This window comes from Agrobacterium sp. NPDC090273 (assembly GCF_044772305.1).
Classification (GTDB): domain Bacteria; phylum Pseudomonadota; class Alphaproteobacteria; order Rhizobiales; family Rhizobiaceae; genus Agrobacterium.
This window is the reverse complement of sequence record NZ_JBIVYN010000001.1, coordinates 449,565-467,490: the sequence shown is the minus strand read 5'-3', so window position 1 is coordinate 467,490 and position 17,926 is coordinate 449,565. Positions and strand designations below refer to the sequence as shown.

Annotated in this window: 21 protein-coding genes and 1 tRNA gene; 10 read left to right on the top strand and 12 right to left on the bottom strand. The window is 58.7% G+C overall.

Annotation, left to right across the window (positions count from 1 at the left end; genetic code table 11):
* Nucleotide 1 precedes the first annotated feature (1 nt).
* Nucleotides 2-493, top strand: a complete 492-nt coding sequence (locus ACIQT8_RS02260; RefSeq protein ID WP_400962897.1) for a peptide deformylase — start codon at nucleotides 2-4, stop codon at nucleotides 491-493.
* 3 nt (nucleotides 494-496) lie between these two features.
* Here the strand turns inward: ACIQT8_RS02260 and ACIQT8_RS02255 are convergent, their stop codons facing one another.
* Nucleotides 497-922, bottom strand: a complete 426-nt coding sequence (locus ACIQT8_RS02255; RefSeq protein ID WP_400962894.1) for an OsmC family protein — start codon at nucleotides 920-922, stop codon at nucleotides 497-499.
* 108 nt (nucleotides 923-1,030) lie between these two features.
* Between ACIQT8_RS02255 and ACIQT8_RS02250 the strand changes: the two genes are divergently transcribed.
* The gene (locus ACIQT8_RS02250; RefSeq protein WP_003495928.1) at nucleotides 1,031-1,198 is read left to right on the top strand and encodes a Thivi_2564 family membrane protein; all 168 of its coding nucleotides are present in this window, start codon (nucleotides 1,031-1,033) and stop codon (nucleotides 1,196-1,198) included.
* A gap of 65 nt (nucleotides 1,199-1,263) precedes the next feature.
* On the opposite strand, the gene ACIQT8_RS02245 is transcribed toward ACIQT8_RS02250, so the two are convergent.
* Complete coding sequence (locus tag ACIQT8_RS02245) at nucleotides 1,264-1,641, bottom strand: PAS domain-containing protein (protein WP_400962891.1); 378 nt, start codon at nucleotides 1,639-1,641, stop codon at nucleotides 1,264-1,266.
* 233 nt (nucleotides 1,642-1,874) lie between these two features.
* Here ACIQT8_RS02245 and ACIQT8_RS02240 point away from each other — a divergent pair, with 233 nt between their 5' ends.
* Nucleotides 1,875-2,066 (top strand): hypothetical protein, encoded by a 192-nt coding sequence (locus ACIQT8_RS02240; RefSeq protein ID WP_138792538.1) that lies wholly within the window; start codon nucleotides 1,875-1,877, stop codon nucleotides 2,064-2,066.
* A gap of 215 nt (nucleotides 2,067-2,281) precedes the next feature.
* On the opposite strand, the gene ACIQT8_RS02235 is transcribed toward ACIQT8_RS02240, so the two are convergent.
* Nucleotides 2,282-2,366 (bottom strand) — tRNA-Leu (locus tag ACIQT8_RS02235).
* Between the two features lie 190 nt (nucleotides 2,367-2,556).
* On the opposite strand from ACIQT8_RS02235, the gene lipB reads away from it, so the two are divergent.
* From lipB to ACIQT8_RS02220, 3 genes are all read left to right on the top strand, one after another.
* Nucleotides 2,557-3,288, top strand: coding sequence for a lipoyl(octanoyl) transferase LipB (lipB, locus tag ACIQT8_RS02230; protein ID WP_262526041.1), 732 nt, complete (start codon nucleotides 2,557-2,559; stop codon nucleotides 3,286-3,288).
* 64 nt (nucleotides 3,289-3,352) lie between these two features.
* Nucleotides 3,353-4,420 (top strand): NAD(P)-dependent alcohol dehydrogenase, encoded by a 1,068-nt coding sequence (locus tag ACIQT8_RS02225; protein ID WP_400962886.1) that lies wholly within the window; start codon nucleotides 3,353-3,355, stop codon nucleotides 4,418-4,420.
* 83 nt (nucleotides 4,421-4,503) lie between these two features.
* Nucleotides 4,504-5,439, top strand: coding sequence for a DMT family transporter (locus ACIQT8_RS02220; RefSeq protein ID WP_400962883.1), 936 nt, complete (start codon nucleotides 4,504-4,506; stop codon nucleotides 5,437-5,439).
* A 19-nt stretch (nucleotides 5,440-5,458) separates the two neighbouring features.
* Here the strand turns inward: ACIQT8_RS02220 and ACIQT8_RS02215 are convergent, their stop codons facing one another.
* From ACIQT8_RS02215 to yajC, 5 genes are all read right to left on the bottom strand, one after another.
* Nucleotides 5,459-5,917 (bottom strand): hypothetical protein, encoded by a 459-nt coding sequence (locus ACIQT8_RS02215; protein WP_138792541.1) that lies wholly within the window; start codon nucleotides 5,915-5,917, stop codon nucleotides 5,459-5,461.
* Between the two features lie 117 nt (nucleotides 5,918-6,034).
* Nucleotides 6,035-6,880 carry a phytoene/squalene synthase family protein gene (locus ACIQT8_RS02210; RefSeq protein WP_400962880.1) on the bottom strand — a complete coding sequence of 282 codons (846 nt, stop codon included), beginning with the start codon at nucleotides 6,878-6,880 and terminating at the stop codon, nucleotides 6,035-6,037.
* Nucleotides 6,881-6,903: 23 nt separating this feature from the next.
* A complete protein-coding gene (locus ACIQT8_RS02205; protein ID WP_138792543.1) occupies nucleotides 6,904-7,296 on the bottom strand; it encodes an Mth938-like domain-containing protein in 393 nt (130 codons plus the stop codon).
* Nucleotides 7,296-9,863 carry a protein translocase subunit SecDF gene (gene secDF, locus ACIQT8_RS02200; protein WP_138792544.1) on the bottom strand — a complete coding sequence of 856 codons (2,568 nt, stop codon included), beginning with the start codon at nucleotides 9,861-9,863 and terminating at the stop codon, nucleotides 7,296-7,298. Before secDF ends, ACIQT8_RS02205 begins: the two co-directional genes overlap by 1 nt.
* Before the next feature lie 68 nt (nucleotides 9,864-9,931).
* Nucleotides 9,932-10,279, bottom strand: a complete 348-nt coding sequence (gene yajC, locus ACIQT8_RS02195) for a preprotein translocase subunit YajC (RefSeq protein ID WP_138792545.1) — start codon at nucleotides 10,277-10,279, stop codon at nucleotides 9,932-9,934.
* A 206-nt stretch (nucleotides 10,280-10,485) separates the two neighbouring features.
* On the opposite strand from yajC, the gene ACIQT8_RS02190 reads away from it, so the two are divergent.
* Nucleotides 10,486-11,358, top strand: a complete 873-nt coding sequence (locus tag ACIQT8_RS02190; protein WP_400962877.1) for an ATP-binding protein — start codon at nucleotides 10,486-10,488, stop codon at nucleotides 11,356-11,358.
* Between the two features lie 111 nt (nucleotides 11,359-11,469).
* On the opposite strand, the gene ACIQT8_RS02185 is transcribed toward ACIQT8_RS02190, so the two are convergent.
* The 3 genes from ACIQT8_RS02185 to ACIQT8_RS02175 all read right to left on the bottom strand — a co-directional run bounded on the left by ACIQT8_RS02185 (nucleotide 11,470) and on the right by ACIQT8_RS02175 (nucleotide 13,632).
* Nucleotides 11,470-11,673, bottom strand: coding sequence for a DUF3126 family protein (locus tag ACIQT8_RS02185; protein WP_138792547.1), 204 nt, complete (start codon nucleotides 11,671-11,673; stop codon nucleotides 11,470-11,472).
* 212 nt (nucleotides 11,674-11,885) lie between these two features.
* The gene (cysE, locus tag ACIQT8_RS02180; RefSeq protein ID WP_262526052.1) at nucleotides 11,886-12,710 is read right to left on the bottom strand and encodes a serine O-acetyltransferase; all 825 of its coding nucleotides are present in this window, start codon (nucleotides 12,708-12,710) and stop codon (nucleotides 11,886-11,888) included.
* Between the two features lie 145 nt (nucleotides 12,711-12,855).
* Nucleotides 12,856-13,632 carry an alpha/beta fold hydrolase gene (locus tag ACIQT8_RS02175; protein WP_400962873.1) on the bottom strand — a complete coding sequence of 259 codons (777 nt, stop codon included), beginning with the start codon at nucleotides 13,630-13,632 and terminating at the stop codon, nucleotides 12,856-12,858.
* A 170-nt stretch (nucleotides 13,633-13,802) separates the two neighbouring features.
* Between ACIQT8_RS02175 and ACIQT8_RS02170 the strand changes: the two genes are divergently transcribed.
* Nucleotides 13,803-14,048, top strand: coding sequence for a zinc-finger domain-containing protein (locus tag ACIQT8_RS02170; RefSeq protein WP_035261222.1), 246 nt, complete (start codon nucleotides 13,803-13,805; stop codon nucleotides 14,046-14,048).
* A 29-nt stretch (nucleotides 14,049-14,077) separates the two neighbouring features.
* Entirely contained in the window at nucleotides 14,078-15,244 is a 1,167-nt protein-coding gene (locus ACIQT8_RS02165; protein WP_400962870.1) for an FAD-dependent monooxygenase, read from the top strand.
* A 9-nt stretch (nucleotides 15,245-15,253) separates the two neighbouring features.
* Here ACIQT8_RS02165 and ACIQT8_RS02160 read toward each other — a convergent pair whose 3' ends face one another.
* The gene (locus tag ACIQT8_RS02160; protein ID WP_400962867.1) at nucleotides 15,254-16,441 is read right to left on the bottom strand and encodes a cystathionine beta-lyase; all 1,188 of its coding nucleotides are present in this window, start codon (nucleotides 16,439-16,441) and stop codon (nucleotides 15,254-15,256) included.
* Nucleotides 16,442-16,814: 373 nt separating this feature from the next.
* On the opposite strand from ACIQT8_RS02160, the gene ACIQT8_RS02155 reads away from it, so the two are divergent.
* Nucleotides 16,815-17,837, top strand: coding sequence for an amino acid ABC transporter substrate-binding protein (locus ACIQT8_RS02155; RefSeq protein WP_138792552.1), 1,023 nt, complete (start codon nucleotides 16,815-16,817; stop codon nucleotides 17,835-17,837).
* Nucleotides 17,838-17,926: the final 89 nt, after the last annotated feature.

The following is a 17,926-nucleotide window of genomic DNA, read 5'->3' as shown; positions in this document are numbered from 1 at the left end:
CTTGGCGATCCGGCCGATTCTTTCCTACCCGCATCCGGGATTGTCCGAAATCTGCGCGCCCGTTGCGGTTTTCGACGACACCGTGACAACGCTGGTCGATGACCTGACCGATACCATGCGGGCCGCCCCCGGCGTCGGCATCACCGCCGCCCATATCGGCGTCAGACAGCGGGTTTTCGTGCTGGAACTGACGCCGGGAACGGTGCTGACCTATATCAACCCTGAAATCACCGGGCTTTCGTCCGAGATCATGCGCCACGTCGAAGGCAGCGTGTCGATGCCCGGCTTCACGGACGAGGTGGACCGCCCCGCCACGGTGACGCTGCGCTATCAGGATGTGACGGGAAAGATGCATGAGGAAACCGCCACAGGTTTCCACGCAATCTGTATCCAGCACGAAATCGACCAGCTTGACGGCATGTTCTGGCTGAAGCGCCTGTCGAAGCTGAAGCGCGACCGCCTCATCAAGAAATGGGACAAGTCCCGCAAATAATTCCTAGCGGCCATCCGCGAGGACAATATCCACCTCACCCTTCAGCGTGTTGCTGACGGTGCAGATTTCCTCGGCCTTGTGAGCGATCGCATGACGCGTCCCGGCGTCGTAGTCACCTGCAATATCGATGGAGACGTCGAAGCGGACGATGCGGTACGGCTCCGTCTCAGATTTCTCGCCGGAGACGCTGACCGAGACGTTTTCGAACCGGTCGAGCACGCCCATCTGGCTTGCCGCAATTCTGGCGCTCAGGGCCAGGCAGGCGGCCAGCGAGGCATACATCAGATCCAGAGGATTGTAGCCGGGTTCCGAGGCGCCCGTAACCACGGTGAGGCCACCGCCCGTCGCCGATTCGAGAACCGGGTGGCCGAGGCGGTTGAGCCTGGCCGTAGCGCCCGTTGGCCTTTTCTTCACTTTGAACTGATTCACGCGACGCCCTCGTTTTCAACAAATGCCGTGGAACCAAATTAATTGTGCGCAGTTATTCACGCAACGGTGAACGACCGTTTAAGTGGTTGAAAAAGGGAGCTGAACCATATGGTTACGTCAACGCTCGTCAGCATTCTGATTACCTTTCTGGTAATCGTTCTTGTTCTGTGGCTGATCGCTCGCCTGCCCGTCGGCGGCGGCGCAAAGCAGATCGCACAGATTATCGTGATTATTATCGGCATCATTTCGCTTCTGAAATATCTTGCCGTCTTCTGATACGTCTATCGATTGCCCTTAATGAACTAAGGCGGCCTTGTGCCGCCTTTTTTCGGGTTCCGTAATCAGGCCAACGCCCGTGGTCGCTTGACGGTAACGTCCCGTACGGCGCCAAGCCCGAGAAAGGGAGAATTTTCGGTATCGAAGATCGCCCTGCCCTTGGCCACGATCAACCGGAACGATCCGTCCGGCAGCCAGACCTTGTAGCGTTGATTGAAAAACGCTCCGGTCGTGATGCTGTCCATGATCGCCTGGGCAACCTTGTCCCGCATTTCTATATCGATCCGTTCGAGGATTTCCTCGATCGTTACCCCCTGCGCGCCGGTCTCCGCGGAGAAGCCGTGGCACTCCGCCGTGACTGCGTCCATGATGAGCCTGTTATCGGCAATACTCCACATGTAGTAGCCGAGCTCATTGTCCGAATTCGCGTTGTCCCCCAACAAGATCGCCCCCAGACGCATTTTTGACAAAAGCTAACATTCAACCCATGACATTCCACCCCTTTCTTTATGGGGGTTACTGCGAAGTAACTCGTCCTAAAACGAGTAATCCACCGAAATCTGCTGGGATGATCTGCCGATAAGTGAATGTGCTAACAAAGTTTTTGTTTCACAAACGTCGAAAATCTCCTGCGCGGCTACTACATCTCCTGCGGGAAACCATCAAGGAGACGACAATGCTGAAAACCGCTCTTGTTATCGGACTGATGTCCGCGAGCGCGCTGCTGGCCGGATGCCAGACCTGGGAAAGCCCTTACCGCGGAACACAATGGCGCATGGACCAGGTGATGGACGGCGATCCTTACCGCGTTGGTGACGGAAACCACCAGCAAAACGGCACGGCTTCGAACGCCATCATTCGCCGCTGAGAAACGACAGATCGCGCGCCCTCTCGACCGGATATGAGGGCGCGATGACGACCCCGAAAACAGCGGGAAAAAACGGCAGCAATCTGGAGAATTGGTCGCGCACGACATGACGGCCAGCACCAAAATACGCCGTCAAACGTATTGAAGCAAAATCTGAGAGCAAGCGGGGAACCGTCTGATAGAAAAAGAAAAACCCGCCGAAGCGGGTTTTCTTTTGGTGCGGTCGAGAAGACTCGAACTTCCACGGGTTGCCCCACAGCGACCTCAACGCTGCGCGTCTACCAATTCCGCCACGACCGCATCGTGGTAGGTGTCAACTTGCGCCGACGGGGGGTCATGTAGCAAAAGGATTTTGGGTGCACAAGAGCGTCGTGACAGTTTTTTGAAATTAAAAATCAACAACACCCTTCCTATATCCAAGAAGCCCGCAAATGCAGGGGTTGCCGCCTGATCGTCATTTTGCGAGAAGGCTGTGGAAAGGACATTTTTCATGCTCACACGTACCGATCTTCAAACAAATATGTTTCCAGCCCCCGGTTCGCGCCCTGTTCGATGTCGAATCTCGGACCGACTCGTGCCCTACGAGGAGGCCATGGAGACGATGGATCGTGAAGTTGCGGCAATTGCTGCAGGCGAAGCAGACGAACTCATCTGGTTTCTGGAGCATCCGCCACTTTATACGGCTGGAACCAGCGCCGACGCGGCAGACCTGATCGAGCCGGACCGATTCCCGGTCTTCGCCACGGGCCGAGGCGGCGAATACACCTATCATGGCCCCGGACAGCGCGTCGTTTATGTCATGCTGGACCTGAAGCGCCGCCGTCAGGATGTCCGCGCTTATGTCGCAGCACTTGAAGAGGTCATCATCCGCACCCTGGACAAGATGAATGTGCGCGGTGAAAGACGCGAAGACCGGGTTGGCGTCTGGGTACAGCGTCCGGAAAAGCCGCTTCTGCTGAATGGCGGTGTGCGTGAAGACAAGATTGCCGCAATCGGTATCCGCCTGCGCAAGTGGGTGAGTTTCCACGGCCTGTCGATCAACGTCGATCCGGATCTCGGCCATTTCTCGGGAATCGTGCCCTGCGGCATCAGCGAATATGGCGTGACAAGCCTTGTCGATCTGGGATTGCCGGTTATGATCACCGACGTCGACGTTCTGCTGCGGGAAGCCTTCGAGGAGGTTTTTGGTCCCGCAGTTGCCGAAACCGGCGCCGGAGACTGATTCTCTTCGCACAATTGCCACCCACCGGTCTTTCAGCATCACTATATCAAGAGGAGGAACTTTCATGTTCACAACGTCCGCTTACGCCTGTGACGACGGCTCGTCGCCCATGAAGCTCGCGACGATCAAGCGTCGCGATCCCGGCCCGCGCGATGTCGAAATCGAAATCGAGTTCTGCGGCGTCTGCCACTCCGATATTCATACCGCCCGCGCCGAATGGGCCGGTTCGCTTTATCCTTGCGTTCCCGGCCATGAGATCGTTGGCCGCGTTGGCCGCATCGGCTCCGAGGTCACCAGGTTCAAGAAAGGCGACCGTGTCGGCGTCGGCTGCATCGTCGATAGCTGCCGCGAATGCGCAAGCTGCGCCGACGGACTGGAACAATATTGCGAAAACGGCATGACCGGCACCTATAACTCGCCTGACAAGGCCATGGGCGGCGGCGCGCACACCCTTGGCGGTTATTCCGCCCATGTGGTCGTCGATGACCGCTACGTGCTGAATATTCCCGAAGGGCTCGATCCGGCCGCAGCAGCACCTCTGCTCTGCGCTGGTATCACCACCTACTCGCCGCTTCGCCACTGGAATGCCGGTCCCGGCAAGCGCGTCGGCGTCGTCGGTCTCGGCGGCCTCGGCCACATGGCCGTCAAGCTTGCCAATGCCATGGGCGCGACCGTGGTAATGATTACCACCTCGCCCGGAAAGGCAGAGGATGCCAAGAAGCTTGGCGCGCATGAGGTCATCGTGTCCCGTGACCAGGACCAGATGAAGAAGGCCGCTTCAAGCCTCGATTTGATCATCGACGCCGTTGCCGCCGATCACGACATCAACGCCTATCTCGCCCTTCTGAAGCGTGACGGCGCACTGGTGCAGGTCGGCGCGCCGGAAAAGCCCCTCTCCGTCCATGCCTTCAGCCTCATACCCGGCCGCAAGACCTTCGCCGGTTCGATGATCGGCGGCATTCCCGAAACCCAGGAAATGCTGGATTTCTGCGCCGACAAGGGCATCACCGCCGAAATTGAAATGATCGACATCGATCAGATCAACGACGCTTATGAACGTATGATAAAAAGCGATGTGCGTTACCGCTTCGTCATTGATATGAAGAGCCTACCGCGCCAGAACGCTGCCTGAGCAAGACGCTTGTTCAAGGAGAAATGAGGCGCCGGTTGGCGCCTCTTTTTTTGAACATGTCGGCTGAAAGCCCAGGACGACAGATGACGATGAATTCCGGCTTCAGCGATACGGTCAGAGGCATGATGATTATGGCGGGCTGCATGATCGTGCTGCCGGTCATGGATGCGATCGCCAAATATATGGCCGTCAGCGGCGGCATGTCGCCGGCGCAGGTCACCTTCTACCGCTTCTTCTTCCAGTTGCTCTGCACCCTGCCCCTCATCCTGGTGGTGTCGCCGAGGGCGCTGTTCACCGCCAAACGTCCCTGGATGAATTTCCTGCGCGGCATCCTGCATGCCGCCGCCAGCCTGACCTTCTTTGCCGCCGTCAAATACATGCCATTGGCGGATGTATTCGCGATCTATTTCGTCGAGCCTTTCATGCTGACCATGATGTCGGCCATCTTCCTCGGCGAAAAGGTCGGCTGGAAACGCTGGACGGCAATTGCCGTCGGCTTTGGCGGCGCGCTGATCGTCATTCAGCCGAGTTTTGCGATCTTCGGCTGGACATCGCTGCTGCCCGTCGTCTGCGCGTTTCTCTACACGCTCTATCTTTTCATGAACCGCGCCATTGGCGATGCCGACAGCCCGCTGACCATGCAGACCATGGCCGGTATTGCCGGCACCGTGTTCATGGGCGCGGCACTGCTGATCGGCGACAGGCTTGGCGACAAGGACTTTGCAATCTCGCTGCCGCAGAATGGATCGCATCTCATTCTGCTGATCCTGCTCGGATCGATATCGGGCTACATGCACCTGCTGATCGTGCAGGCATTCCGGCTGGCGCCGCTGTCTCTGCTGGCGCCGTTCCAGTATTTCGAAATCATCTCCGCGACCGTGCTCGGCTACGTGTTCTTTGCCGACTTCCCGACCCCGTCGAAATGGCTCGGCATTCTCATCATCGTGGCTTCAGGGCTGTTCATCATCTGGCGGGAGCGCAAGCACGCCGGCGCAACCCAGCCGCTCGACACGCAGTAAAAACTTTGAAGGCGTGGCCTCAGGCGTGCGAGGGTGGCAAGTCGTGCGCGTGGTGGTCCTGCGCTTCAACGAGGCTGCCAAGCAGCCACAGGGAAACCTCAGCGGCCTCTCCTGCCGATTTGAAGCGGTATGCACCGCTATATTTCGGCATGTCCTCAAAGCTCACGACAAAACCGTCGCCGCTCTCCAGACTTTCCACACGGATGCGCTCGGGATCGATCAGGATGCAGGCATAGTGTGAGCCCATGTTGCGCATGAAGCCTGCCTTGTTGTCGTGCAGGCGCACGAAGGCGGTCTTTCCATCCACCGTCATGTGCAGGCTGCGGATCGCCTCGTTCGGGAACGCCCGTGCAAAATCCATGATTGCCTGACCGACATCATGACTGTTGTCGTCATCGGTCGCCCGCGACATGCGCAGGGCATAAAAAGCGAAGACTGCAAGCAACACGAAGACGATGATCCAGATCGCCAAATTCATCCGCGACGCTCCCTCGGGCAAGTGGCTGGTGTGATTCGCGACTCTGAACGCGCGAACCCGATCCCCGGTTCATACCAGCCGAGGCTTGCGTGGAGTTTGGGTGTGAAAATTCTTCCCTCAGAATCGCTTGAGGAAGGATGCCTTTGCCAGAAGCCATTGGCGGCGCAGCTGCGAAAGCTGCACACCACCGTCCAGAAGACCGGCGCCAGCCTTCCTGGCAGCAGAGATCACCGGGCCTGCCATGGCGACAGGCAGAAAGGCCGGAAAGACCTGCGGTGAAATTTTGTGTGCCCTTGCCTTGGCAAGATGATCGAGCCCATGAACTGCAAACAGTTCAATGGCGATACCGATGCGCTGCCTGTCGTCGCCCTCAAGGAAGCTCTCGCGGTTGAGACCGGCAGCCGCCAGCATGTCGGCGGGAATATAGACCTGGCCGCGACGGCGATGCAGCGGCATGAGCAGCAGCAGCCCCGCCATGGCCTGCGCCACACCGGCATGGCCGGCAGCTTCCGCGCTGGCAGCAGAATCCTCGGGCGACAGGACGAGGCTGGAAAGCTGGATAAGCGCCGACGCGGTTTCACCCGCATAACCCTCGAGCGCGTTTCTGTCTTCGAACACGTCGTCATAGAGATCGAAGATACGCGCTTCGATCATGTTGAGGAGAACCTGACGCGGCAGACGGTGTTTCTCGATAGTGTCGAGGAGTGCTGCCGCAACCGGATGCGACTGGCTGTCGCCATGCGGATTGCCTTCCAGCAGATCGCTCCACCACTGCATCCGCACTTCACCGGGCAAGGCGTCCCGCACCAGATCGCGAATGCGGGCGATTTCGGCGTTAAAGGCATAGAGCGCCGCCAGAGAGGACCGTTTGTCCTCAGGAGAAAGCAGGCAGGAAAGATAGCGGTCGCGATCGGTATCGCGCAACGTCGCAAGGCAGATGTCGAGATTTTCTTGGCGCGCCATCGTTCCCCGCGAGGTCCGTCTTTTTAGCCTTCGACCGCGATCAGTGCCGCAGCGACGGCACGCGATTCCGAAAGCAGAATATTGTAGGTCCGCACGGCAGCCCCCGTACTCATCGGATCAACCGATATGCCCGCCTCTTTGAAGACGGCGCGCAGTTCCTTCGGAACCACCCGCATGCCGTCACCCATGCCGAGCAACAGCACTTCAATGTCCTGCGCTTCGGCAAGCACCTTTTCGAAATGCTCAAGCGCCAGATCGCTGTACGTCACCGGCGCCCAGCCGTGGATGCCGGAAGGCAGGCACAGCAGCGAACCGCGATGCGACATGTCCGCAAAGCGAAATCCGCCGTTGCCATAAGCGTCGATGGGCGCCCGGCCGGGAAAATGGGCCGGGCGTATTTCGATACCGCCAGCCATCAGACGGCAGGCTTGCCGCCGATGGTGCCGTTCTTGGCAGCATCTTCCTTCTCGTCTTCCGCATCGGCGCTATCAGGCCGCAGCTTGAAGGCAATCAGCACCGGAGCCGCGATGTAGAGCGAGGAGAAGATACCGATACCGACGCCGAACAGCATGGCAAAGGTGAAGGAACGAATGACTTCGCCGCCGAACAGGTAGAGTGCCAAGAGCGCCAGCAGAACCGTCAGACCCGTCAGGATCGTACGCGACAGCGTCTGGTTGAGCGACACGTCGATAATCATCGACAGAGGCATCTTCTTGTAGCGTCTGAGGTTTTCGCGGATTCGGTCGTAGATGACGACCGTATCATTCAGCGAGTAACCGATGATGGTCAGGATCGCCGCGATACTCGTCAGGTTGAATTCTATTCCAAGGAACACGAACAACCCGAGCGTGAACACCACGTCATGCACCATCGAGATAACCGCACCGAGGGCGAACTGCCATTCGAAACGGAACCAGATGTAGACCATGATCGCGCCCATCGCGAGCAGGATACCAATGGTGGACGTGAAGGTCAGGTCACCGGAAACGGCAGGGCCAACCACTTCAACGCGGCGGAAGTCGTAATTGTCTTCCAGTTCGCCACGCACCATGGTGATCGCAGACTGCTCGGCATTCTCGCCGCCTTCCTGCGCCTGAATACGGATCAGAACGTCCTGCGGCGTCCCGAAATTCTGCGCCTGGATTTCGCCGAGGTTGAGTTGGCTCAGGCGTTCGCGGATATCGGCCAGATCGGCTTCACCCTGCTTGGCACGGACTTCGATGACCGAACCGCCCTGGAAGTCGATACCGAGGTTCAGACCCTTGCTGACGAAACCGCCAACGCAGACCAGCATGACCGCGCCGGTGATCATGAAGACCAGACGGCGATACCGCATGAACGGAATATCGCGGCCATCGAACATGGCGGTGCGAACGCCCTTGGGCAGATGCTTCGGACGGCTGCGGCGAACCCAGAAGCCGAACATCCACGCCGTCAGCGTGTAGGCCGTGAAGACGGTGGTGATGATACCGACAGCCAGCGTAACGGCGAAGCCCTTGACCGGACCGGTACCCATGTAGAACAGCACGCTGGCGACGATCAGTGTCGTCAGGTTGGCGTCAATAATCGTCGCGAAGGCTCGTGAGAAGCCGTTTTCGAGCGACGATATCAGCGGTTTTCCGCTCTTCACCTCTTCGCGGATGCGCTCATAGATCAGAACGTTGGAGTCAACCGCCATACCGATCGTCAGAACGATACCGGCAATACCCGGTAGTGTCAGTGTCGACCCGATAATACTGAGCACCGCCAGCAGCATGACGATGTTGACGACGAGCGCGATGTTCGCAAGCAGGCCGAAGAAGCCATAGAAAACGAACATGAAGAGCAGAACGCCGACCGCGCCGATGGCGCTGGCCGTCAGACCTGCGGTGATGGAGTCGTTACCGAGGCTTGGACCGACGGTGCGTTCTTCAACCACCGTCAGCGTTGCCGGAAGTGCACCGGCGCGCAATAGCACGGCGAGATCGTTTGCACCCTGAACGGAGAAGTTGCCGGAAATCTGGCCCGAACCGCCGATGATCGGCTCACGGATCACCGGTGCGGAAATCACCTGATTGTCGAGCACGATGGCGAAGGGCTTGCCGACGTTCTGCTGCGTTGCCTGGGCAAAGCGCTGCGCGCCGCGGCTGTCGAAGCGGAAGGTCACGACCGGTTCGTTGTTCTGCTGGTTGAAGCTTGCCTGCGCGTCGACGAGGTTGTCACCCGAAACGAGAGCGCGGCGTTCGACCAGGTACGGAACCGGCGGATCGTCCTGCGAATAGAGAACTTCAGAGGTTGCCGGCGGACGGCCATTCATGGCTTCCTGCACCGGCATGGTGGTGTCGACCATGCGGAAAGACAGCTTTGCCGTCTGGTTCAGAAGCGACTTGAGGCGCTGCGGGTCCTGAAGGCCCGGCACCTGCACGATGATGCGGTCGCCGCCCTGACGCTGGATCAGCGGCTCGGTGGTGCCGACTTCGTCGACGCGGCGGCGAACGACTTCGATCGACTGCGACACAGCCGACGACAGGCGGTAATCGATACCTTCGTCGGTCAGGTTGAGACGCAGAGAGTTGTTGTCGCCATCGCTCATCGTCACTTCCGTGACGGTGCCGCCAACCAGCGTTCCGTGAGAGACAGGCAGGGTCAGATCGCGAAGCGCGGTTTTCGCGGCTTCGAGCTGAGCCGGATCGCTGATGCGAACCTGGACCTGCTGTCCGTTACCGGCAAGGCCGGAATAGCGGATATTGGCATCGCGGAGCTGCGTGCGCACGTCTCCGACGATGGTTTCGAGGCGTTCCTTGACGATGTCGGAACGCTCGATCTTGAGCATGATATGCGAACCGCCCTGAAGGTCGAGACCGAGCGTTACCTTGTTGTCCTTGTACCAGGCGGGCATGCTGGCCAACTGTTTGTCTGAGAACAGGTTGGCGGAGGCGATGACGACGCTTGCCAGAACAAGCAGCCATATAAAGACTGTTTTCCAACGGGAAAAATGAAGCATTTCGATCTCGGTCAGGGTTGGGGGTCGCGGAATCCGCAACCCGTCAAAGGTTCGTTATTCCGGCAGGATCAGGAAGCGGCTTCCGTCTTGACCACTTCGCCCTTGACGCGCACTTCAGCAATGTAAGCGCGTGCGGCACGGATCTTCACGCCTTCGGCGATTTCAACTTCGAGTTCATTGTCGTCGATAACTTTAGTCACCTTGCCGACGATGCCGCCACCCAGAACGACCTGATCACCACGACGAACAGAAGACAGGGTTTCCTGACGCTTTTTCATCTGCGCGCGCTGCGGGCGGATCAGGAAAAAGTACCAGACCACCATAAGCGGTGCAAACAGGAAAAGCATCTCAAGGCCGGAGCCGAGTGCAGACGTACCGCCTGCTGCATCCTGCGCAAAAGCTTGACTAATGAACATATAAAACTCCTCAGATTACAGCACCATCCAAAGATGCCGCCCCAGCTTTCAAGTCGCCGGAATATAGTGGGGAACGCCGTGAATGCAACAGATGCAAGGGACACGCCGTACCGATTCCGGACCTCTTAACCTTTATGTGCCCGAAACGCCATGCTAGGCGGGGCCGAAAACATCGTTTTGAACATGCCAAAAGCGGGAGAAACATCATGATTCAGGAAGAAACCGCGTCCCTTCTTCTTGCAGAACTGCGCAGACTGGCCACCGCCGTAGAACGCCTTGCCGGCCCCGCCCCGGCCGTAAATGACTGGAATGCTGCCGACTGCTTCGTCTGGGTGCCTGCCAATTCCTGGCTGCAGCCGGTTGCACGCCCCAACCGCATCGCGCTGAAACTGATCCGCGGTGTCGACCATGTGCGCGACATCCTGCACGAAAACACGCTACGTTTTGCCGAGGGTTTTGCCGCCAACAACGTGCTGCTCTGGGGCGCACGCGGCATGGGCAAGTCCTCGCTGGTCAAAGCCGTTCACGAAGATGTGCGCGCCGCAAGCGGTGTATCGCTGAAGCTGGTGGAAGTTCACCGCGAGGATATCCATACCCTGCCCGCCCTCCTCGACATCCTCAAATCGTCGTCGCAGCGCGTCATCGTCTTCTGTGACGACCTGTCCTTCGACCACGACGACACCGCCTACAAGTCGCTGAAGGCAGCGCTCGACGGCGGCATCGAGGGACGGCCGGACAATGTGCTGTTCTACGCAACCTCCAACCGCCGCCACCTCTTGCCGCGCCACATGATGGAAAACGAGCAGTCGACCGCCATCAACCCGTCCGAGGCCGTCGAGGAAAAGGTGTCGCTGTCGGACCGTTTCGGCCTCTGGCTCGGCTTCCACAAATGCGGCCAGGACGATTACCTGACGATGATCGACAGCTACGCTGCGCATTTCGATCTGGGTCTGGACAGGCAGACGCTGCATCACGAAGCGCTGGAATGGGCAACGACGCGTGGCGGACGCTCCGGTCGTGTCGCCTGGCAATATATTCAGGATGCCGCCGGCCGCCTGCGCAAGCCGCTCGACAGATAACGTCACCGCGCGGTGACGCATCATCGCAAACAAACAGAAACGCCCGCAACGAAGACCGTTGCGGGCGTTCTTTTTTAAGTCACATGACCTGACATCACCTTGCGGCGACGATCAGAGATCCACGTCGAGGATCGCCATGGAGAAGTTGTAGGAACGGTCGCCGTCTTCGTCGTCGATGTAGACAACGCCCAGGAACTCGTCGCCGAGATAGACTTCAGCGGAATCGTCCTTGCGCGGACGGGCCTTGACCACCATTTCGGGGTTGAAGGTGCGCTTGAAATAGGCGTCGAGCTTTTTGATTTCGTCGGCTTTCACCACTGTTCTCCTGTGCGGTTCCCACGGCGCCGCGCACCCATCCAGGGCGCGCCACAAGGACGCCGTGCTTCTGAAAATTCCACGCCACACCAAGACCGGTTCCGATCCCGAATGTTCGCGTCAAGTGCGCCGCTTTTGGCATGGCTTAACGGCGAAAGTAAAGTGAAAGCGGGAAACTGTCCGCATGTTCCACACGGACGTTTGATCACATGTCAGATATCGGCGCCGATGACCTGATCCATCAGGCGTGAGGGCTCGGAACACCCGGCCTCTCCTACCACGCGCGCTGGAACACCCGCCACGGTGGTCTTGGGCGGCACATGTTTCAGAACGACGGAGCCTGCGGCAATGCGCGAGCAGCTGCCGATCTCGATATTGCCGAGAATCTTGGCGCCTGCGCCGATCATCACGCCATTGCCGATCTTCGGATGGCGGTCGGCGCCTTCCTTGCCCGTACCGCCCAGCGTCACACCATGCAGAATGGACACGTTGTCGCCGATGACGGCGGTTTCCCCTACGACAAGCCCGGTCGCATGATCGAGGAAGATCCCCTTGCCGATCCGAGCAGCCGGGTTGATGTCCGTCTGGAAGATCGAGGACGAACGACTTTGCAGATAGAACGCGAAGTCCCTGCGGCCCTTCTGCAGCAGCCAGTGCGCGAGGCGGTGCGTCTGGATGGCGTGGAAACCCTTAAAATACAGAAGCGGCTCCATGAACCGCGTGCAGGCCGGGTCGCGGTCGTAGACGGCCTGGATATCGACTCGCAGCACACTGCCCCATTCCGGCCAGTCTTCCAGCATGTCCTGGAACGTCTGGCGCAGAAGAACGGCCTGCATGTCGGGATGGTCTAGGAGTTCGCAGATCCGGTAGATCACGCACTCTTCCAGCGAACGATGATTGAGGATGGTCGAATACAGGAATGCCGACAGCAGCGGATCTTGCGCAGCAGCGGTGCGCGCCTCGTGCAGCAGACTTCCCCAGATCGGGTCGACGATCGCCAGTTGATCCTGCTGACGGGCCTCGGTACGTGCGACCATGAATGGCCTCCTCATGAACGTGGTCGTTCTTTATACAAAAAAAGACGTCCGTTAGAAATGGGATTCGAACGACGACTTTAAAGGCGGGATAGCCTCAGTTTTTCTTCATCATTGATGAAAAAGCGTTTCTTGCCGGACGCGGCCTTTAGAGACTGGCGTAAAACTCCAGAACCGCAGCCTTGAACACCCTGTCGCCGACGGCAAGCATGTGATCGCGGCCGGGAATGTCGATGGCGCGTGCATGCGGCATCAGCGAAGCAAGCTCTTCACCCGAACCGGCAATATCGTCCTTGGTGCCAACGCCGATCAATGTCGGAACGTCGATTTTGCCCATGTCTTCGCGGCTGACGAGAACACGCGAAGTCTCAATACAGGCGGCCAGCGCCAGCCGGTCGCTTTTCGTCTGATCGGCAAACGCCCGGAACATGCGGCCACGCTCATGCGTCACCACATCGAGCGACGGCGCAAGCAGCGCCTCGGCAATAGGGTCCCAGTCGCCGACGCCATCGACCATGCCGATGCCGAGCCCGCCGAATACCAGAGACCGCACCCGTTCCGGATGCGCCAGCGTCAGAAAGGCGGAGATACGGGCGCCCATGGAATATCCCATGATATGCGCTTCAGGAATTCCCAGATGATTGAGCAGCGCCACGGCATCGCCAGCCATGACGGAGGGATAATAAGCCTCCGTGTCATGCGGCTTGTCGCTTGCGCCATGGCCGCGATTGTCGATGGCGATCACCCGGTATCCCGCCTCTCCCAGCGTCTTCAGCCATCCGGGATGAACCCAATTGACGTTGGCGCTGGAGGCAAAACCATGAATGAGCAAAACCGGCTCGCCAGCAGGATCACCCTCATCGAAATAGGCCAGACGCAGGCCATCGTGAGAAAAATCGGAAAACTGCGGCGTGTTGAGATTCATCAAAGACATCCTTTTTGCCGGACCATATGGCAGGAAATCGCATGGTTGAACATGTTTTCCTGACGATTTTTATGGAGATGCAACGCGTTTGAGGCTACATATCCGCAACAATGAGCCTGGCCGCGTTGACGGCGTGAGGCTCACCCACAATTTCGCATTTGGAGACAAGCATGGCCGGGCATTCCATTCCCCACTTCCAGAACGACGGCGGACACCGCATGATCGAGATCGGCGTCAAGGAATTCATGTGCACCGGCGCTTCGGTTCCCTACGATCACCCCCATATCTTCATCGACATGGGCGACGACAACGAAAAAGTCTGTTCGTACTGCTCCACGCTTTACCGCTACAACCCGTCGCTGAAGGCCGAGCAGACCAATCCTCCGGGCTGCGTCTTTCACGTGAAGGCGGCCTGATCCCTCCTTTTTTCTGATTGGGGCTTCCAATGCCCGTTAAATCCGTTGCCATTGTCGGTGCCGGCATCGCCGGTCTTACCGCTGCGCTTTCTTTTGCCCGCAAGGGCGTGAGCTGCGACATTCTCGAACAGGCGCCCGAACTTGCAGAAGTCGGCGCCGGTCTTCAGGTCTCGCCGAACGCCGCACGCATTCTGGCGGAACTTGAGGTGCTGCCGCAGCTCGAAGCGCGCTGGACCGAGCCGGTCAGCATCGACCTCGCATCCGGCAAATCGCTTGCAACGCTTCTTTCCCTGCCGGTCGGCGCGGTTGCGCGATCCCGCTGGGGCCAGCCTTACGGCGTTCTTCACCGCGCCACCCTGCAAAGGGCGCTCCATGAGGCGGTGATGCGCAATCCGCTCTGCCATCTGCATCTTGGCAAGCGTATCGAGAATGCAAAAGCCGAGACCATCGCCGCCCTCACCTTTCGCGATCACGACCTGATTGTCGGTGCCGATGGCGTCTGGTCTGCCGCGCGTTTTTCCGTGCCGTCAGCACCCTTGTCGACCTTTTCGGGAAATGTCGCCTGGCGCTTCACCGTCAACGACCGCGACGTGCCGTCATCCGTCAACAAGCGCGCCGTCACGGCCTATCTCGGCCCGCGCGGCCACATCGTTGCCTATCCTCTGAGAGAGGTCGGTGGCCTCAACATCGTGGCGATTGCGCTTGGCCCGGACCCCGGCGCCACATGGCGGGCAGAATCGAGCGGCCAGCACAAGACGATGCTGATGCAGCAGTTTCGCGACTGGAACCCGGAAATCGTCAAATTGCTTGCCTCTGCCGAACAGCCGACCTTCTGGCCGCTGTACCAGGCCGGTGCCGGACACTGGCACAATGGCCGCGACACCGTACTGATCGGAGACGCCGCCCACGCGATGATGCCTTTTGCCGCGCAGGGAGCCGCCATGGCCATCGAGGACGCCTTCGAACTGGCGGGCAAGGTCACGGGTGCCCTGCCTTTGCCGCAGGCGCTGGCCTCCTTCGAGGCCCTGCGTCTGCCGCGCATTGAAAAGGCCCGCAAGCGGGCCTCCGTCAATCGTTTCGCCTATCACGCCCGCGGTCCCTTCCGCCTTGGAAGGGACTTTGTTTTCGCCACGCGCCCGACGCAGGCCTTTCTCAAGGACTTCGACTGGCTCTACGGCTACCGCGCCGAAGGCTGATCGCTCTGCTCAGACCGCTGCAGCGGCTGCAAAACCGATCTCGAGATCCTTCTTGAGATCGGCAACATCTTCAAGACCGATCTGCAGACGGATGACCGGACCTTCGCTCGGGCCCTTGGCGACTGTTCGGTCGGCCAGCGACACCATGACGGCCAGCGATTCGTAACCGCCCCAGGAATAACCGAGACCAAAGAACGTCAGCGCATCGAGGAAGGCCTGCGCCGCCTCCTTGAACTTTCCGTCTTCCGCCTTGAGCACGAAGGAGAACACACCGCTTGCGCCCTTGAAGTCGCGCTTCCAGAGATCGTGCCCCGGAAAGCTCGGCAAGGCCGGATGCAGAACCCGCAGCACATCGTCGCGGCCTTCCAGCCATGTGGCGATGTCGAGCGCGCTTTTCTGGTGGTGCTCTAGGCGCACGCCCATGGTGCGCAGGCCGCGCAGGATCTGGTAGGCGTCATCGGACGTCACGCAGATGCCGAGATTGGCATTGGCCTGGTAAAGCGCCTTCCAGTGCTTCTCGTTGGAGGACACGAAGCCCATCAACACATCGGAATGACCGGAGGGATATTTTGTCGCCGCATGGATCGACACGTCGACACCAAAATCCAGCGGTTTGAAATAAAGCGGCGTCGCCCAGGTGTTATCCATGGTGACGACACAGTCATATTTATGCGCGACGGCGGTGATCGCCGCGATATCCTGAATTTCGAAGGTGTTTGAACCCGGCGCTTCGGTGTGGATGAGCCTGGTGTTCGGGCGAATGAGCGTTTCGATGCCTGCACCGATCGAAGGGTCGTAATAGTCGATCTCCACGCCGAGCTTGCGCAGCATCACATTGCAGAAACGCCGTGTCGGGAAATAGACCGAATCCACGATCAGGGCGTGGTCGCCGGCCGAGAGGTAGGCAAGAAACGGGACCGTGACCGCAGCCAGACCCGATGGCACGAGAATCGTGCCGGCAGAACCCTCCAGCTCGTTGACCAGATTGCAGAGCGCATCTGTCGTCGGCGTGCCATGCGTGCCGTAGGTGTATTTCTGGTCTTCCGTCGCAAGCGTCTTCGCATCGGGGAAAAGGACCGTGGAACCACGAACGATGGGGGGATTGACGAAACCGAAGCAGTCATACGGGTCGTTGCCGCCATGGGCCAGGCGGGTATTCACACCTGCGCCTGCGCGCAGGTCATTTTTCTTGGTCATTGCGGATCAGCTTTCGAAGATGTTTGACGCGAGCGACAATGCTGAGCGCGCAACCCAAGGTCAAGCCCTCAACGATGACACCGAACCGTACCGTTTTGCCTCAAAAACAGCACGCAAAAAGTATACAAAAAATATGCACGCGTAATTTTTTGCCAAAACATGCTTATTTTTTCATCCTATGCACTGTTTAAAGTCAAATTTTGGAAAATTCCGTTTTGTAGGCACAATTATTGCTCGCAAGTCTTGACCCAAGCCGGAATGTCGACTGTGATGTACAAGGCGGATCAAAAAGATACGCCGAAGGGGGAACTGGGGGAACACAATCACGCAGACCCTCTTCCAATTAGATGAGAACAAACAAAGGTTGGGAAAAATGAAAAAGGCAATTCTGTCAGCCGCTGTTGGCGCTGCGGTTTTGGGGGGAGCGTCATTCGCTTCGGCTGCGACACTGGACGACGTTAAGGCAAAGGGTTTCGTTCAGTGCGGCGTCAACACAGGTCTTGCAGGTTTCGCATCGCCGGATTCGGCTGGTGAATGGACTGGCTTCGACGTCGATTACTGCCGCGCAGTCGCGTCTGCTATCTTCAACGATCCCAAAAAGGTAAAATTCACGCCCACGACCGCACAGAGCCGCTTCACCGCTCTGCAGTCTGGCGAAATCGATCTCCTGGCACGTAACACCACCTGGACGATCAGCCGCGACACCGCGCTCGGCTTCAACTTCCGTTACGTCAACTATTACGACGGCCAGGGCTTCATGGTCCCGAAGAGCCTCAACGTAAAGTCCGCTCTTGAACTGTCCGGCGCAGCCGTCTGCGTTCAGTCCGGTACGACCACCGAACTCAACCTCGCCGACTACTTCAAGGCCAACAACCTGCAGTACAACCCGGTCGTCTTCGAAAAGCTCGAAGAAGTGAACGCCGCCTACCAGGCTGGCCGTTGCGACGTTTACACCACCGACCAGTCGGGCCTGTATTCGATCCGCCTGTCGCTGAGCAACCCGGATGACCATATCGTTCTGCCGGAAATCATCTCCAAGGAGCCGCTTGGCCCGGCCGTCCGTCAGGGCGACGACAAGTGGTTCGACATCGTTTCCTGGGCTGGCTACGCGCTGGTACAGGCTGAAGAGTTCGGCATCACCAAGGCCAACGTCGACGAGATGAAGAACTCGACCAACCCGGACATCCGCCGCTTCCTCGGCGCTGAAGCCGACACCAAGATCGGTACCGACCTCGGCCTGACCAACGACTGGGCCTACAACATCATCAAGGGCGTCGGCAACTACGGCGAAGTCTTTGAGCGCAACATCGGTACGGGCACCCCGCTCAAGATCGAGCGCGGCCTGAACGCTCTGTGGTCGAAGGGCGGTCTGCAATACGCACCGCCGATCCGCTAAGCGGTCGCATAAAACACTGAACAAGGCGGCCGCTGGCCGCCTTGTCTGCCTATAAAAACAAAACAATGGGCCAAACAGGCCATATCTTT

Excerpts from the sequence above, each read along its gene's own strand:
- ACIQT8_RS02250 (WP_003495928.1), top strand. The coding sequence starts at position 1,031 with ATGGTTACGTCAACGCTCGTCAGCATTCTGATTACCTTTCTGGTAATC.
- ACIQT8_RS02240 (WP_138792538.1), top strand. The coding sequence starts at position 1,875 with ATGCTGAAAACCGCTCTTGTTATCGGACTGATGTCCGCGAGCGCGCTG.
- lipB (WP_262526041.1), top strand. The coding sequence starts at position 2,557 with ATGCTCACACGTACCGATCTTCAAACAAATATGTTTCCAGCCCCCGGT.
- ACIQT8_RS02225 (WP_400962886.1), top strand. The coding sequence starts at position 3,353 with ATGTTCACAACGTCCGCTTACGCCTGTGACGACGGCTCGTCGCCCATG.
- ACIQT8_RS02220 (WP_400962883.1), top strand. The coding sequence starts at position 4,504 with ATGACGATGAATTCCGGCTTCAGCGATACGGTCAGAGGCATGATGATT.
- ACIQT8_RS02215 (WP_138792541.1), bottom strand. The coding sequence starts at position 5,917 with ATGAATTTGGCGATCTGGATCATCGTCTTCGTGTTGCTTGCAGTCTTC.
- ACIQT8_RS02210 (WP_400962880.1), bottom strand. The coding sequence starts at position 6,880 with ATGGCGCGCCAAGAAAATCTCGACATCTGCCTTGCGACGTTGCGCGAT.
- ACIQT8_RS02205 (WP_138792543.1), bottom strand. The coding sequence starts at position 7,296 with ATGGCTGGCGGTATCGAAATACGCCCGGCCCATTTTCCCGGCCGGGCG.
- secDF (WP_138792544.1), bottom strand. The coding sequence starts at position 9,863 with ATGCTTCATTTTTCCCGTTGGAAAACAGTCTTTATATGGCTGCTTGTT.
- yajC (WP_138792545.1), bottom strand. The coding sequence starts at position 10,279 with ATGTTCATTAGTCAAGCTTTTGCGCAGGATGCAGCAGGCGGTACGTCT.
- ACIQT8_RS02190 (WP_400962877.1), top strand. The coding sequence starts at position 10,486 with ATGATTCAGGAAGAAACCGCGTCCCTTCTTCTTGCAGAACTGCGCAGA.
- cysE (WP_262526052.1), bottom strand. The coding sequence starts at position 12,710 with ATGGTCGCACGTACCGAGGCCCGTCAGCAGGATCAACTGGCGATCGTC.
- ACIQT8_RS02175 (WP_400962873.1), bottom strand. The coding sequence starts at position 13,632 with ATGAATCTCAACACGCCGCAGTTTTCCGATTTTTCTCACGATGGCCTG.
- ACIQT8_RS02170 (WP_035261222.1), top strand. The coding sequence starts at position 13,803 with ATGGCCGGGCATTCCATTCCCCACTTCCAGAACGACGGCGGACACCGC.
- ACIQT8_RS02165 (WP_400962870.1), top strand. The coding sequence starts at position 14,078 with ATGCCCGTTAAATCCGTTGCCATTGTCGGTGCCGGCATCGCCGGTCTT.
- ACIQT8_RS02160 (WP_400962867.1), bottom strand. The coding sequence starts at position 16,441 with ATGACCAAGAAAAATGACCTGCGCGCAGGCGCAGGTGTGAATACCCGC.
- ACIQT8_RS02155 (WP_138792552.1), top strand. The coding sequence starts at position 16,815 with ATGAAAAAGGCAATTCTGTCAGCCGCTGTTGGCGCTGCGGTTTTGGGG.